Annotated in this window: 12 protein-coding genes and 1 tRNA gene; 2 read left to right on the top strand and 11 right to left on the bottom strand. The window is 39.4% G+C overall.

The genetic code is table 11. From position 1 onward, the window contains the following. The 4 genes from MTF67_RS08345 to MTF67_RS08330 all read right to left on the bottom strand — a co-directional run. Positions 1-2,206: FimV/HubP family polar landmark protein (locus tag MTF67_RS08345; RefSeq protein ID WP_282447139.1), on the bottom strand; the 2,206-nt coding region annotated here is incomplete at its 3' end. Between the two features lie 350 nt (positions 2,207-2,556). Further along, positions 2,557-3,573, bottom strand: a complete 1,017-nt coding sequence (locus tag MTF67_RS08340) for an aspartate-semialdehyde dehydrogenase (protein WP_006793896.1) — start codon at positions 3,571-3,573, stop codon at positions 2,557-2,559. Between the two features lie 45 nt (positions 3,574-3,618). After that, the gene (locus MTF67_RS08335) at positions 3,619-4,740 is read right to left on the bottom strand and encodes a 4-phosphoerythronate dehydrogenase (RefSeq protein ID WP_248519259.1); all 1,122 of its coding nucleotides are present in this window, start codon (positions 4,738-4,740) and stop codon (positions 3,619-3,621) included. 152 nt (positions 4,741-4,892) lie between these two features. Continuing rightward, positions 4,893-7,115 (bottom strand): TonB-dependent receptor, encoded by a 2,223-nt coding sequence (locus tag MTF67_RS08330; protein WP_008130118.1) that lies wholly within the window; start codon positions 7,113-7,115, stop codon positions 4,893-4,895. 462 nt (positions 7,116-7,577) lie between these two features. Here MTF67_RS08330 and MTF67_RS08325 point away from each other — a divergent pair, with 462 nt between their 5' ends. Together MTF67_RS08325 and MTF67_RS08320 are read left to right on the top strand one after the other, a co-directional pair. Further along, positions 7,578-8,723 (top strand): porin, encoded by a 1,146-nt coding sequence (locus MTF67_RS08325; protein WP_006793899.1) that lies wholly within the window; start codon positions 7,578-7,580, stop codon positions 8,721-8,723. A 12-nt stretch (positions 8,724-8,735) separates the two neighbouring features. Beyond that, complete coding sequence (locus tag MTF67_RS08320) at positions 8,736-9,143, top strand: phosphate ABC transporter substrate-binding protein (protein ID WP_008130121.1); 408 nt, start codon at positions 8,736-8,738, stop codon at positions 9,141-9,143. A 200-nt stretch (positions 9,144-9,343) separates the two neighbouring features. Here MTF67_RS08320 and MTF67_RS08315 read toward each other — a convergent pair whose 3' ends face one another. The 7 genes from MTF67_RS08315 to ftsH form a co-directional block, all read right to left on the bottom strand. Beyond that, complete coding sequence (locus MTF67_RS08315) at positions 9,344-10,969, bottom strand: HAMP domain-containing methyl-accepting chemotaxis protein (protein ID WP_006793901.1); 1,626 nt, start codon at positions 10,967-10,969, stop codon at positions 9,344-9,346. 290 nt (positions 10,970-11,259) lie between these two features. Further along, positions 11,260-11,344: transfer RNA gene (locus MTF67_RS08310), tRNA-Leu, on the bottom strand. Positions 11,345-11,410: 66 nt separating this feature from the next. Next, positions 11,411-11,764 (bottom strand): preprotein translocase subunit SecG, encoded by a 354-nt coding sequence (gene secG / locus MTF67_RS08305; protein ID WP_006793902.1) that lies wholly within the window; start codon positions 11,762-11,764, stop codon positions 11,411-11,413. A 1-nt stretch (position 11,765) separates the two neighbouring features. Next, positions 11,766-12,515, bottom strand: coding sequence for a triose-phosphate isomerase (gene tpiA / locus MTF67_RS08300; protein ID WP_138740190.1), 750 nt, complete (start codon positions 12,513-12,515; stop codon positions 11,766-11,768). A 71-nt stretch (positions 12,516-12,586) separates the two neighbouring features. Then, positions 12,587-13,936 carry a phosphoglucosamine mutase gene (glmM, locus tag MTF67_RS08295; RefSeq protein WP_006793904.1) on the bottom strand — a complete coding sequence of 450 codons (1,350 nt, stop codon included), beginning with the start codon at positions 13,934-13,936 and terminating at the stop codon, positions 12,587-12,589. Further along, positions 13,933-14,781, bottom strand: a complete 849-nt coding sequence (folP, locus tag MTF67_RS08290; protein WP_006793905.1) for a dihydropteroate synthase — start codon at positions 14,779-14,781, stop codon at positions 13,933-13,935. Before folP ends, glmM begins: the two co-directional genes overlap by 4 nt. 113 nt (positions 14,782-14,894) lie before the next feature. Continuing rightward, positions 14,895-16,838, bottom strand: coding sequence for an ATP-dependent zinc metalloprotease FtsH (gene ftsH, locus MTF67_RS08285; protein ID WP_033019700.1), 1,944 nt, complete (start codon positions 16,836-16,838; stop codon positions 14,895-14,897). Positions 16,839-16,861: the final 23 nt, after the last annotated feature.

Here is a 16,861-nt window from a genome sequence, read left to right as displayed (position 1 = left end):
TAGCTGAATTTTCATCTGCTTCATCAATTAAGCTGTCGATATCGTCCAAATCAAAGTCATCGCTTTCTTCAACTAACTCATCAGTTTGCGCTTCACTTACGGAATCTCCATCTGCTTCATCAATTAAGCTGTCGATATCGTCCAAATCAAAGTCGTCGCTTTCTTCAACTAACTCATCAGTTTGCGTTTCATTAGCTGAATTTTCATCTGCTTCATCAATTAAGCTGTCGATATCGTCCAAATCAAAGTCATCGCTTTCTTCAACTAACGACTCTGTTTGCGCTTCACTTACAGAATCTCCATCTGCTTCATCAATTAAGCTGTCGATATCGTCCAAATCAAAGTCATCGCTTTCTTCAACTAACTCATCAGTTTGCGCTTCATTTACGGAATCTTCATTTGCTTCATCGATTAAACTGTCGATATCGTCCAAATCAAAGTCATCGCTTTCTTCAACTAACTCATCAGTTTGCGCTTCATTTACGGAATCTTCATTTGCTTCATCAATTAAGCTGTCGATATCGTCCAAATCAAAGTCATCACTTTCTTCAACTAACTCATCAGTTTTCGCTTCATTTACGGAATCTTCATTTGCTTCATCAATTAAGCTGTCGATATCGTCCAAATCAAAGTCATCACTTTCTTCAACTAACGACTCTGTTTGCGTTTCATTAGCTGAATCATCATTTGCTTCATCAATTAAGCTGTCGATATCGTCTAAGTCAAAATCGTCACTTTCTTCAGAAGTTTTATCAGACGTGTCTACTGGTTCGGCACTCGTTTGATCAAGTAAATCATCTATATCAAAATCATCGTTCGCAAGCTCTTCGCTCAATGCTGCCATTTCATCGTTAGATTCTAAACTATCACTTTGTGGCTCTTTTTCTGCTGGTGAATCAAACTCAGGTAAGCTGTCATCTTCGTCAAATAGGCTATCTAAGTCATCATTACTTAAAATATCATCAGTGCCAGACGGTTCTTGGTCTAAATCTAAATCAATATCGTCCAAGCTATCATCAGCGCTGTCGTCAAATCCTTGTTGCGTGAAAATATCGACTTCATCGTCTTCGTCACTTTCATCATCAAAAACAATATCGTCGCTAAGAAGGCCTTCTAACTCGTCTTGATCAAGTAAGTTATCTGAATCATCAAGTTCGTCTGAGTCATCTTCTAATAAATCATCATCTGGAAGCATGTCACCTTCGAGGTGATCATCTAATTGAACGCTCAAGTCATCCAATGGATCTGGAATGATTGGGTCATCAAGTGGATCAGTTGCTAAGTCATCCTCATTAGAATAAGTTGGAGTTTGCGGTAAAAATTCATCATCTGCTTGAGACTCTTCTTGATTGCCTTTTCTTTTGCGAAGAAACATAACAATTGCAAAGATAATCAATAATCCGGGAATGAACATTAACAGCCCAAGCACAATAGGGTTTGACAACAAGGCTAGTAAGTCAAAACTGCTTTGAGGTTCAACCTCTTTAGCTTTTTGCTGGGCAATTATTTCGTTTTGTTTAAGTATTAATTCCTTTAGCTGCAGCTGTATTTCACTATCTTGCCCTAATTGTTGGCGAACATTTTCGAGCTCTTTAGAAATTCCAGTCAGCTGTTTTTTAAGGTTATTATTCTCAACTAAAATCTCTTCAACATTTGTTACTGAACTTTTAAACTGTTGCTGTAACTCAACTAATTTATTAGTTTGGTCGGTTTTGATTTCTTTTATTTCTTTTTGTAACTCTTTTTTGGCGTCGTCTACATCAACTTTACGCGCTTGTGTAACTTGTGTTTGAGCTGATGTTATTTCAGTTTGTGTAAGTGTTCCGTTTTTTTTCTTTTCCCATAACTCGTCATCTTGCTCAGAACGCTGCCTAGCTAGTTGAGTATTCACACGTCTAATTTCAGATAAAGTGGGTATTTTTAAATAGGCCCCACTTCGCATATGATTGAGGTTTTGATCTAAAAATGAGTCGGGGTTTTTGTTATACAAGGCCTGCATAACTTGATAAATACTTACAGAGTTATCTGGGCGCACTTTTACGGCTATGCGCCAAAGTGTATCGGTGGGTTTAATCGGACCAATAGACCGCCCTTGAGCACCATAGTCAACGCCTTTAGGCCCCTTTAATTGGGTACTATCTTGTGTATATACAGGCGTTACTACCAGTGCAGACGCTAATATTATAAGTATAGCCAAACCGCGCATGCTGATCCTTTAATGTCTAAATGTTACAAAGCACTCTTAAATAGGTGCGTAAACATTGATTACTCTTGCCTTATCAGTCTAATGACTGACTCACATTTGTTATTACAATCTATTTTTGTTGCAAGCTCTATTCCAATTACAAACTATAAACCACTTAGGGCACAATATCCATTGCAACACATTGAAAAGAAATGCCTTAACAACACATTTTTAATATTAATTTATTGAGTATTATCAGTAACTTTATTAAATATTATAAAAAACGGCAAAAAAGTGGCACTCTATTTAAACAAAAAGCGGCAAACACATAGTGCTTACCGCTTTTAAAGAGTGCTTAACATTTAAAAATGTTACATATAATTTTCTATTAACTCTTCAGCTATTTGAACGCTATTGGTTGCAGCACCCTTGCGGGTATTATCACTAACAACCCACATATTTAAGCCATGAGGGTGTGAAATATCAGCGCGCAAACGGCCAACATATACAGTATCGTTGCCACTAGCATCGGAAACCGCTGTTGGATAATCACCTTCATCGTCAATTAGCTCAACGCCTGGTGCATCATTTAACAGCTGTTTAACGTGTTCGAAGTCGTATTGCATACGTGTTTCAATATTAATAGATTCAGAATGACCAAAAAACACAGGAACACGCACACACGTTGGGTTTATTGCGATTGTTGTATCACCTAATATTTTGTGCGTTTCGTTTACCATTTTCATTTCTTCGCGGGTATAGCCGTTATCTTCAAAGCTATCTATTTGCGGAATAACATTAAAGGCTATTTGCTTAGGAAATATCTCATTATCCATTGGACGTGCATTCATCAAGTTAGCTGTTTGCTTTGCTAACTCATCAACAGCTTCTTTCCCAGCCCCTGATACCGCTTGGTAAGTTGATACATTTATTCTATCAATACCATACGCGTCGTAAATTGGCTTTAGTGCCAACATCATTTGAATAGTCGAACAATTTGGGTTTGCAATAATATTACGATTTCTAAAGTCGGCAAGACTTGAGGCGTTTACTTCAGGTACGACAAGGGGTATTTCAAAATCATTTCTAAAATGCGAGGTATTATCAATAACTATACAACCTGCATCGGCTGCAATTGGGGCATATTTTTCTGAGACGCTCCCACCGGCAGAAAACAATCCAATATGCGCTTGGCTAAAATCAAAGCCCTCAACGTCTTGTACTTCAATTGTCTCACCACGAAACTTAATGTCTTCACCTGCACTGCGGCTGCTCGCAAGCAAAAATAGCTGATCAACCGGAAATTTACGATCTGCTAAAGTTTCGATAATTTGACGTCCTACTAAACCAGTAGCACCAAGTACGGCAACGTTATATTTTTGCGACATATTTTTTCCTCTTTAAACGATATTAAAACACCGTTAAATTAATAATTAGTTGGTTAGTTTAAAACCAAGTTGACCTAAGGCAGCTAACTGCGAGCCATCACCTTTAACGGTTAAGGTGCTAAATTCTCTTCTTACAGGATAGTTTTTACGTAAACTATCAAAACCATCCGACTCTAGATGACGAAGTAAAATCCCATCATCCCTTCTTACATCGTAAATTGTGTGCACTAAACGTGCGATGTCTTGCTCTGTAAAACTCTCAGCAATTTCCACTTGCGTTATAGCTGGTACGGGCAAAAAATCGGTTAAAGATTTTGAAGCCTCAACGCCTTTAAGCTCACACAGCTTTTGGTAAAGCATTTGTGTGCCTCTGGCCTTGCCTTCAAGTGTATGGCCTGCAATATGCACACTGGCATAGCGTACATGTGCAAGTAAGTCTGTTAAAATATTAGGTTCATTTTCCCACACATCAAGCACTAAATCTAAATCAGCCCCTGCTTCCATTAAATCTAGTAAAGCACTATTGTCAATAACATCCCCTCGGCTGGCATTAATTATCGTAGTACCCGATTTTAAGGCGTTAAGCCTTACTTTATCCATCATGTGAAGTGTTTTATGTGGCCCTTTTTTAACAAGTGGCACATGGAAAGTTACAATATCTGATTGTGCAAGTAGTTCATCTAACTCTACATGCTCATTCAATAACCCTTGTGCATGTTTTAATGGATCGCACAAAAGCAGCTTTACATTTAATGCTTTTAACTTTTTAGCCAAACAACTGCCAATACTCCCGACCCCTACTATGCCAATAGTTTGGCCTGTTAATGGGCGGGCATTTTCTTGGCTTAATGCAAATAAACTACTAATAACGTACTCTGCAACAGCAACAGCATTACACCCTGGAGCACTTGTAAAAGCGATGTTTTTGTCTTGTAAAAGATCTGTATCAATATGATCGATACCAATAGTCGCAGTACCAACAAAGCTTAATTTATTCGCTTTTGCTAATAGCTCACTAGTAACATTGGTAACAGATCGCGTGAGTAATACTTCTACGTCTATCAGTTGGTCAGGTTTTAAGTTACGCCCATCAAACCGCTCAACCTCACCAAAATCTGAAAAGTACTGCTCAACTAAAGGCATGTTTTGATCGGCAAGAATTTTCATCACAGAGTCCATTTGGCAATTTAGGGCGCTATTGTATCGAACAACCAGACCTTTGCACAAACTAAAAAGGCCGAATCAAAAACTGATCCGGCCTTTTTAGCAAAATAAAATATAATGTTTAAATTACATTGTATTTTTACGCAAACTTCAGTTTATAACTCAAAATCTTTTTTGAATTTTAAACCAAATTCGCTGCGGTCATTACTTCTCATAACTCCAACAAACCCTGATTGCTGTAAACGACCTACATCGTATACTTCATTCAGTACGTTTTCGCCATAAAGTGTTACTTCCATATCGCCATATGCGTTAGTGTAAGAAATATTAAAGCCAACTAGCTCACGCGAATCAATCGTTTCACTCTGGCTATAAACTGACTGACCTTGCATTTCACTACGGTATGAATAATTAGCATTTAGTGCAACCGTTGCACCACTGTCTAAATCCATAAAGTATGATGGGGCAACCATTACAGTCCAACGAGGTGTTAATGCCGGTGAATCACCTTTACCAATACCTTGAACACCCGCATCAACCTCAGTGATCTCTGAATCTAAGTAACCTACCGCACTTCTTATTGTAAAGTCGTCAGTAATTGCAACGGTGGTTTCAAGTTCTATACCTTGCGCTTTTGATTGGCCCGCATTTTCAACAATAGTTACAAAACCACCGCCCGCTGTTGGGTCTGAAAACGGAAGTGCTAAATCAGTGTAATCAGTAACAAATACCGCTAGCATCATAGATACGTTTTCGTGTACTTGGCCTTTTAAACCCATTTCGTAGTTTACGGCTTTAGTTTCGTCGAACGATACAAACTGATCAGGTCCACCAAATGGACGTGGTGGGAAGCCACCAGTTTGATAACCTTTTTGAATTTGACCATAAACGTTCATGTTGTTACTGATTTGGTAAGATGCATTAATATCCCACGTCACAGCATCAAACTCTGCACTTACGTATTTACGTTCAGCAAATGTAGGAAAAATCGCATCGGCATCTTTCTCATCTTTTGAGTATCGAAGACCACCACCAATACTTAAATCATCTGTTAAATCGTAACTTGTATTAAAGTATACAGCGTATGAATTTGTTTCTTGGTTTATTTCAAAGTCACCATAGCCACCAAATGAAGGTGTAACACCATCATTTAATAAACCATTAGGTGTGTTGAATGGGCTAAAAACAAATGGACCAGAACGTGTAAAGCCATCTTCATTAAAGAAGTAAAGGCCTGATACAAAGTCCATATTGTCGTAAGTCGCATTTAGTTGGATTTCAAACGAGTACTGGTCTGCACCACCCTCTTCAGGGAACTCAGATAAGTTAAGTGGTGATGCATCATCATCAAGACCACCTTCATATTCAGAAGTACGGTAACTTGAAATAAATTTAGCTGTGTACGTATCATCGATTGCCCAATCAGCAGTAAATGACGTACCCCACCCTGAGTAAGACGTAGATTCAATACCAGCAACGGTAGTGCCTAGATCATCAGGGTCTGATGGGATCATGTCCTGTGTTAATAAAGGAAAGTCACCATTAAATACATCATTTGCATCAAGCGGCTCAGTTAACTCAATAGTGTAAGGAGATTGACCCGACTCGTTATCAACACCATCAAGTGAAAAAGTAAACGCTAAATCGCTATTAGCCTGCCATTTAAGGGCTACGCGGCCGCTAAACTCTTCTTCTTCACCAATTTCTTTTTCAGGGTTCGCTAGATTTACTGCTTCGCCAACGCCGTCACGCGTTTTGTATGACGCACTTGCTGACATACTTAACTCATCATTTAATGAGTTATTAAAGTACACATCGCCTGCAATACGGCCACGGCTACCTAACTTTGCAGACGTTGTTAAAATACCTTCATCGCCCGGCTGTTTTGTAATAACGTTTACTGCGCCACCTAACGTGTTACGGCCATATAAGGTACCCTGTGGGCCGCGCAGTACTTCAACACGCTCAACATTTGGTAATGATAAGTTAGACCCCATTTGACGACCTAAGTAAACCCCATCAAGGTATACACCCACACCTGGGTCAGTAGTAATAATGTGATCTTGTAAGCCAATACCACGGATAAATACAGAAGCATGGGCTGCATTGCCTACACCGTAACGTGTGATATTTAGATTAGGGACGTATTTACCAATATCTTCAAGGTTACTCATATTGGCTTTATCAATTAAGTTAGCACCAATTGATGTGATAGCGGTTGGAGATTCAAACAAGCTCTCTGTACGTTTACGAGCTGTAACTTCAATTTTTTCAAACGCATCTTGCTTTGCTGTTGTTTTGGTTTCTTCAGCGTTTACTGAGGTAGTCAGGGCAGCAACTATTGCTAGGCTTAACTGTGAGAGTTTGCGTAGTTTCAAAATATTCTCCAAAGGATACCGTAAATTATTTATTATGCATTTACTGGTGCAACCAGTAAGTTTTGGGCATAAAAAAAGATGCGTGGTAGCATCTTTCCTCTGGAAGGGCATTATATTACACAATTGTGAATTTATGTATTTATTTTTTGATAAAAGTAAAAACGTACCTAATGGAGGAAAAGCTAACACGTTGCAGCTATACTTGCCTCTTATGCAATTACGGCATAAAACCTCACGCTGTAAATATATGTTATGAAATTAAATTGGTTGCAACTTATTTTGATATTTTACTTAAAATCATTAACCTACATTAAAAATTTCAGGTATATACCGCAAAAAACAATAACAAAGTATTAAGTTTATTAATTTTTATTACTAACTTGCTAAATTGATTAGATATAGCTCTATTTCACTTCTATAATACGCTTGAATCAACATCTAATTAACTAATAGGAAATACATATGAAAAAGCTATCTGTAGCAGTAGCATTATGTGCGGCTTTAGCAACAAACTATGCTAGCGCCGAAGTTCGAATTAATGGCTTTGCATCAATTGTCGGTGGAAAGAGCCTTGATAGTGACAGCACCTTATATGGATATGATGATGACATTTCATTTAAAAACGAAAGTGTCTTTGCATTACAGCTATCAGCTGACCTAATGGAGAAACTAACGGCCACAGCTCAAATTGTTGCTCGTGGTGAAAATGATTTCGACGCAGAATTTGAATGGGCTTACGTAACTTATGAACTAAGCGACGAGTTACAAATTAGCGCGGGTAAAATGCGAGCTCCATTTTTCCGCTATTCAGACTTTTTGGATGTTGGTTACGCTTATCGTTGGGTACGCCCACCTCAGTCAGTTTATGGTATTCCTTTTTCTACATATGAAGGTTTAAGCTTATTGCACAATACACAGCTTGGCGATTGGGATTCAACGGTGCAGCTAATGTACGGAAGCTATGACGGCGAATTAGATGCAATTACTGAAAAAACTCAAGGCGAACTTAACGATTTTGCTGGCATTAACTGGACACTTGCATATGACTGGTTCAGTGTACGTGCTGCATACTTGGTTGCAGAAACATCATTTGCACTTGACGGAACAGACCCTAGCGGCGCTGCGTTAAATGGCTTAGAAGCAGCACTTCGTGCAAACAGCTTAAACACGTTAGCTGACGATATTGCAATTGACGAAGATGACAGTTACTTCCTAGGCTTTGGCTTCTCAATTGATTACGATAATTTCTTATTCGACGCTGAATATACACAGTTTGAAGTAGAAAACAGCATTTTAACTGAGCAAACACAATACTATGCATCTGTAGGTTATCGCTTGGATGACGTTATAGTTCATTTTACGTATGAAGATAATGACGATAAACATGATGCATCTCGCTTCGATCCAATTGCAACAGTGCCAAGTCTGAATGCTGCTATAAACGGTGCATTGACAGGTGTTCAAGCGCAAAGCAATGTATACACTATCGGCGCGCGTTATGACTTCCACCCTTCTGCAGCATTTAAAATTGACTTTAGCCGCTTTGAAGACGATGTAACCGATACAGAAACTGATGTTGTTGCTGTTGGCGTTGATCTTGTATTTTAATTGGAGCAGATAATGAAAAAATTAATTTTAGCTAGTGCACTTTCATTGTGCTCAATTAATGCTTTTGCAGAAGTTGCAGTAATAGTTAACGCTGGTAACGCAAATGCTTTAGATGCAGATACAATTAAAAAGATATACCTTGGTAAAGCCAAGTCATTTGGTGATGGTACTAAAGTAAACCCAGTAAACCAAGATGGTACCGCTGCTGCAGATGAGTTTAACGATAAAGTTGTAGGTAAATCTGGCAGCCAGCTTAATGCTTACTGGTCTAAACTTGTATTTACAGGTAAAGGGACACCTCCAGAGAAATTAGGCTCAGATCAAGCTGTAATAGATTTTGTAGCAGCTAATGCTGATGCTATCGGTTATGTAGATAGTGCAAAAGTTAGTGACAATGTAAAAGTGGTTGCGACCTTTTAGCCGTTAGCCCGTAAATTAAAAAACCACCAAATGGTGGTTTTTTTGTACCTGTAAAAAGTTATGTCTGTTGGCTTAACAAGTTAATCTCGTGTCCAATCTTGCGTTCTAAGTTGTTCTATTGTTGCAGGCTGGTGAGACATACCTAGCTAGCCTTCAAAACAACAAAGCCTCCAAAAGGAGGCTTTAGCTGTTCAGGTTAATTATTCAATTCTGAATTTGGCTGTAGCGTCTAATAAGTTATCTGATAAGTAATGTAGGTTTTTAGCTACATCTCTTACAGCCAGTAATGAGTCCATGGTATCTTCAAAAGAAACATGCATATTAGATACATTTTCTACAACCATGGCTGCAACCGATGTTTGCTCTTCTGTTGCTGCTGCTATTTGTGAGTTCATGCCATTTATTTCTAGCATTTGCTCAGCAATCTTCTCAATTGATATTCCTGTTTTTTCAGCCGCTGTTGCATTATCTGTTGCCATATCTCGAGCTGAAGTCATCGCAGTAACCGAATCATTTGCAGCGGTCGTCAAAGCACCTAACAATTCGCGTATTTCATTCGTTGAATGGGCGGTTCGTGAAGCAAGTTCTCGTACTTCATCAGCTACTACCGCAAACCCACGGCCATGTTCACCAGCACGCGCAGCCTCAATAGCCGCATTAAGCGCAAGTAAGTTGGTTTGATCGGCAATTGAAGTAATTACATTCAATATTTGTGATACGTTTTTTGTATCGTCCGCAAGTTTATTAATTGTTGTTGCTGCTTGGTTAATTTCATCACTTAGCGTACGAGATGCATTGACAGACATTTGTACCTGGGTACGGCTTTGCTCTACTTCTTTTTCTGCTGTTTCAGCCGCATGTGATGCATTTGCTGCAGATTGAGAAATATCACCAACACTTTGCTTCATCTCTTCCATTGATTGCTTAACAATTTCAGCATCTGTTGTTTGTTTTGTTGTTGCGCGTTCAGCCTGCTCCATACCCTGTACTAAACGGGTAGAGTTTTCCATCAATGGCTCACATACAGCAATTACTTCAAGTACCGTTTCTTTTAACAGCGCAATAAAAGCATTAAAGTTAATAGAAACTTGGCCAATTTCATCTTTAGAATTCACGGTTAATTGAGTACTTAAAGAGCCTTTTCCATTTGCTAACAAGCTTAAATTATTTGCAGCATCGCTTGCTGATGAGCCAATGTTTTTCGCAATCCAAATCGCCATAAATAAAAGCAATAATAAAGATACAATAGATACAACAAGCATTAAAGTAAGGGCATTATCTGAGCGCGTATTAGTGCTTTCAACTAATTCAAAAAAACGGTTATCTGCCTTTTGTTGGGCTGCCTTAAAGCTCTCTAAAACAGAACCATAAAGACTTGTTTTTAACTGGGCTTGTTGCTGAATTTTACTAAAATCGGCCGTGCCATTTACCATACCATTAGCAATTGTAGCTGATATCTTCTCGTAGTCGGCTAATTCTTTCACTACATCATTGCTAATGTAGCCATTACTCATTTGCTTGATTAAATTTATGTTTGATTCAATTGTTTTGTAAGTATCATCAGCTTTAGTTATTAAGTCTTGTTCGCCAAATGTAACTGCTTGGGTGTAAAGCTCATCTAGTTTTTCTAAAAGCCCTACGTTCGCTGATGTTAACTTTACAACCTTATATGAAGAGTTGCCCATTTCATCTAAAGAAGCTCTATTATCATCTATGGCAAGAAAATTAATTAATACCATAATTATAAAAGCAACAACTGCAATACATGTTATTGCATGTATTTTTTTAGTTATGCTTAGGTTTTGAAAAGAGAAGCCTGAAGCCATACTATTTACCTTTTTGAGTTATCTAAATATATTATCGGCTCAATACTGATAAGTGTGAGTTAAATTTGTAAAATTTCTAGTTTTTTTTTCATTTTAATCATTAATTAAGCTAAAAACTGAAATTAACACAAGTAAATTGACTTTATTGGGTACACGATGTGTTTCCTGTTAAAAATATCACCAAAGAATCTAAATTATTGTTATAACCAAACGTTTTAAGTGCAAAAAACAACCAAAGCAAATTTTAGGTATAAAAAAACCAGTAACATAATTGCTACTGGTTTTAAATTTGGTGCGGATGGGGGGACTTGAACCCCCACGCCCTAAAGCACTACCCCCTCAAGGTAGCGTGTCTACCAATTCCACCACATCCGCATTTTAAATTTTTGTTCGCTTGTTTTATCTGTTTGAGGTTAACAAATAGCTGAACAGTAAACTGTATTAGTTTGGTACGTCTGAGTTACTTTCTTTATTAGAAGTAACTGGAACATCTTCTTCAACCGGCACTACTGTTTCTATAGCAGGTGCTGCTTCTAGGTTTTCCCATTCATCAGTCTGTTTAATCTGACCGGCTGTTAAATTACCTAGAACAATACTCAACACAAAAAAGACTGTAGCTAAGCTTGTTGTTGTCTTTGTCATAAAGTTACCAGCACCTGAAGAACCAAACACAGTTCCAGAAGCGCCTGCACCAAATGATGACCCCATATCAGCACCTTTACCTTGTTGGATTAAAACCATACCAACTAAAGCTAAAGCTACAACTAAATAAACTACTAATAAAATTTCGTACATCTTATACGGTCCCTTTTGCACTGTTACAGATAGCAACAAAAGATGCTGCTTTTAGACTGGCGCCCCCAATAAGGCCACCATCAATATCTGGTTGTGCAAATAATAATTCGCTATTTTTTTCGTTAACGCTTCCACCATATAAGATGGTAAGCCCTTGTGCTAAATCACTGTCTAAAGACGCAATTTTGTCACGGATAAATTTGTGAACAGCTTGTGCCTGTTCTGGCGATGCAGTCTTACCTGTGCCTATGGCCCAAACGGGCTCGTATGCTATCACAGAATCTTTCAGCGCTGCTACACCTAATTTTTTAATTACCGCATCTATTTGAGCAGCAACTACATATTCTGTTTGTCCACTTTCTTGCTCTGTTTCACTCTCGCCAACACAAAGAACGGGTACTAAACCAGCTGATTGAGCTCTAGCAAATTTATCAGCAATAACATCGCTGCTTTCGTTGTAAATACTACGACGCTCTGAATGGCCAACTAGCGCATAATTTACGCCAAGGTCTTTCAGTAGTTGTGCATCAACTTCACCGGTAAAAGCGCCAGGCGTGTTTTCAGATACAGTTTGAGCACCTGTTGTGACACCGCTTGCAATCATTGCTGAAACAAGTGGGAATGGAGGAAATAAAATAACATCTATTTCTGGTGATTTAATACTATTTATAGCATCCGACATATCTTTGACTAGCTCTATTGAGCCATTCATTTTCCAATTGCCAGCGACCATTGCCTTACGTATTGCCATTTTCCACTCCACATTAGAAAGCGGGCGAGATATTAACTTTTCTCGCCCAAAGTTACAAGAGGTTATTGTTATCAATCAGGTTGTTTGCTCATAGATTCGACAATCTCTGCAATCTTACGTGCACTGTCTAATACTATTTTTTCTTGTTCTGCTTCAACCATAACACGAACGACAGGTTCAGTGCCTGATTTACGGAGTAAAACACGGCCCTTATTACCTAAGTTTTGTTCCACTTCTTCGACCGCCGCAAGGACTTTTGGCGCCGTTGTAGGATCGGTACCCGGTGTATAACGCACGTTAATCATTTTCATTGGGTATTTTGTAAACCCGGCGCCTAAATCTTGAAGCGTTCTATTTTGTGCAACCATAGCAGCCAGCACTTGCAAGCTTGATATAATACCATCACCCGTTGAAATTAAGTCTAGATTGAGTACATGGCCTGAACTCTCTCCACCAATTTTCCACCCTTTTTGCTGAAGTAATTCCATTACATAGCGATCGCCAACTTTGCTTCTAGCAAACTCAATGCCTTTTGCTTTAAGTGCATTTTCAAGGCCCATATTTGACATAACAGTACCAACAACACCGCCACCTAAAATATGATCGTTCGCTGCCTGACAAGCAATTATATAAACTAAGTCGTCACCATCAAATACACGGCCATTATGGTCAACCATCATTACACGGTCGCCGTCACCATCATAAGCTATACCTACATCGGCTTTATGTTCAAGTACTTTGCGTTTTAACGTGTCTACATGAGTTGCACCGCATTCATGGTTTATATTTACACCATTTGGCTCACATGCATGCGTAATTACGTCGGCGCCGAGCTCTCGCATGACTGATGGGGCAATATGATATGTTGCGCCGTTAGCGCAATCTACAACCACTTTTAATCCCTCTAAAGACAACCCTTGTGGAAATTGACTCTTACAAAACTCAATATAACGTCCGTCTGCGCTTGCCAAGCGTGTTGCTTTACCTAACTTATCTGAAGCCACACAGGTCATTTGCTCATCAAGCATTGCCTCTATTTCAAGCTCTACAGCATCATCAAGTTTTAAACCTTGACCATTAAAAAATTTGATACCGTTGTCGTAATATGGATTATGTGATGCGCTTATTACAATACCGGCTTCAGCCCTAAATGTTTGTGCTAAATAAGCAACAGCCGGCGTAGGCATTGGTCCAAGCAGAACAACATCAATACCGGCGGCTATTAAACCTGCTTCAAGGGCTGTTTCAAGCATGTAACCAGAAATACGTGTGTCTTTACCAATAATAACTTTTTTTGTTCCACCTTTTGATAGCACACGTCCTGCAGCCCAACCCAGCTTCATTGCAAACTCAGGGTTGATTGGCGCTGTTCCCACTAAACCACGTACGCCATCTGTGCCAAAATACTTTCTTTGTTTCATTCTATTATTCCTTTTATACACGCTTGGTAAACACCAAGTACATCTGCAGTTTCTTTTACGTCGTGAACGCGTATTATTTTTGCACCATTTTGTGCGGCAATAAGTGCGCCAGCTAAACTGCCGGCCATTCGTTCGCTTGTGTCTCTGTTTAACAGGTTACCAATCATCGACTTGCGAGAAAGCCCCGCTAATAATGGCAAGCCTAATTTATTAAAATCATTAAACTTGGTCAAAATTTCGTAGTTATGGCTTAATGTTTTTCCAAATCCAAAGCCTGGGTCAAGAATAAGCTGCTGAGTTTTTATTCCCATCGCCTCACAGGCACTAACGCGACGTTTAAAAAATTCATTAATATCGCCCATTAAATCACTGTATTCTGGAGATATTTGCATACTTCGGGGCTGACCCTGCATGTGCATTAAGCAAATTGCGATATTTTCAAATTGTGAAACAACATTCAGTGCGTCAGGCTCTTGTAATGCGCAAACATCATTTACCATATCTGCACCAGCTAAAATAGCCTGCCTCATCACTTCAGCTTTACTCGTATCGACAGAAATAACACAATCACTCTGAGCACGTATTGCTTTTATTATTGGCACCACTCGTTCAAGCTCATCATCAAGGCTAACTGCCTGAGCACCAGGTCGAGTAGACTCACCACCAATATCTATTATTTTTGCGCCATCAGTTAATAGCTGTAATGCGCGCTGCACAGCGATGCTGGGGTCTATAAATTTACCACCATCTGAAAATGAATCTGGGGTTACATTTAATATACCCATAATCACAGGCTCAATTAAATTTAGTTCTCGACCATTTGGTAAATTAATAATGTTGTTCATAATGAGCCTTGTTTGCTTTTCAAAATTCAAACAAATCTAACTAAAAATTAGAGCGAAATTGAAACCGATACAAAAAAGCCCCGAAGTACGGGGCTTTTTGAGTATTTTAACGATTATTCAGCTTTGTCATCAACATTTGTTTCATCTTTTTTAGATGATTCTGTTGTTGATTGACTTTCATCACTAACAGATTCCTTTACAGAATCTGTTTGTGGTGCTTTAGGCTCATGACGGTCATGAGCATCGCGTGGCTCTCGCACTGGCTGGCGCGCCATTAAGTCGTCAATTTGCTTAGCGTCAATCGTTTCATATTTCATTAACGCGTCTTTCATTGAATGAAGAATATCAATATTCTCTTTCAATATTTTTTCGGCACGCTCGTAGTTTCTATCTGAAAATAAACGAACCTCTGCATCAATTACTTTAGCTGTATCATCCGACATGTTAGATGCACGACTACCGCCACCACCCATGTACATTTCGTTTTGATCTTCGGCGTAAAGTAGTGGTCCTAATTTTTCGCTTAAACCCCAATGTGTAACCATTTTGCGTGCTATGTCTGTTGCACGTTCAATATCGTTACTCGCACCGGTAGTCACTTTATCGGCACCGTAAATAAGTGCTTCAGCGATTCGACCACCATAAAGGCTAGAAATCATTGATTCTAATAGCTCTTTAGAATGGCTAACACGATCTTGTTCTGGTAAATACATAGTCACACCTAGCGCACGGCCACGTGGAATGATAGATACCTTATAAACAGGGTCATGCTCTGGCACCATGCGACCAACAATTGCATGGCCGGCTTCGTGGTATGCCGTCATTTCTTTCTCTTGCTCGCTCATCACCATGGTCTTGCGCTCTGCGCCCATCATGATTTTGTCTTTAGCAGCATCAAACTCAGCCATATTTACAACACGTTTGTTACCACGTGCGGCGTAAAGTGCGGCTTCGTTGACTAAGTTAGCTAAATCAGCACCCGAAAAACCGGGTGTACCACGAGCAATAACAGCTGCATCAACGTTGTCACCTAATGGTACTTTACGCATGTGCACTTTAATAATCTGTTCACGACCGCGTATATCAGGTAAACCAACTTCTACTTGACGGTCAAAACGACCAGGGCGAAGTAATGCAGGGTCTAATACGTCTGGGCGGTTAGTCGCAGCAATAACGATTATGCCTTCGTTACCACCAAAACCATCCATTTCTACCAGCATTTGGTTTAATGTTTGTTCGCGCTCATCGTTACCGCCGCCCATACCTGCGCCACGTTTACGACCTACTGCATCAATTTCATCGATGAAGATAATACAAGGCGCTGCTTTTTTGGCTTGTTCAAACATGTCACGCACGCGCGATGCGCCTACACCAACAAACATTTCAACAAAGTCAGAACCCGAAATTGTGAAAAAGGGTACTTTTGCTTCGCCGGCAACAGCCTTAGCAAGCAACGTTTTACCTGTACCTGGCGGTCCAACCATAAGTACACCCTTAGGTATACTACCACCTAATTTTTGGAATTTAGACGGGTCGCGCAGGAAGTCCACCAATTCGGTAACGTCTTCTTTTGCTTCATCACAACCAGCAACATCGGCGAACGTAGTTTTGATTTGATCTTCGCTCATTAGACGTGCTTTGCTCTTGCCGAATGACATAGCGCCTTTGCCGCCACCGCCTTGCATTTGACGCATGAAGAAAATCCATACACCAATAAGCAGTATCATCGGGAACCAAGAAATAAATATGCTTGCTAAAAATGATTGTTCTTCAGGCTTTACACCTTTCACGTTTACATCACTTTTAAGTAAGTCATTTAAAATGTCTTTGTCGTAGATTGGCATAATGGTTTGAAAGCGCTCACCATTATTTTTAGTACCTGTGATTGTTCCACTGGTGCTCTCGATTGCCACTTCTTGTATTGAGCCATTTCGGGCATCTTTTACAAACTGACTGTAACTTGTTTGACGGTCGATTTGCTCGCCACCATTAAAGCTCTGAAAGACTGACATAAGCACAACTGCAATGACCAGCCATAGTATTAAATTTTTCGCCATATCGCTCAAGGGGTTAACCTCTT

The sequence above is a fragment of the Pseudoalteromonas sp. 2CM32C genome (assembly GCF_023161925.1).
GTDB classification, from domain to species: domain Bacteria; phylum Pseudomonadota; class Gammaproteobacteria; order Enterobacterales; family Alteromonadaceae; genus Pseudoalteromonas; species Pseudoalteromonas marina.
The sequence above is the reverse complement of the archived record's forward strand: the minus strand, read 5'-3'. Positions and strand labels throughout refer to the sequence as shown.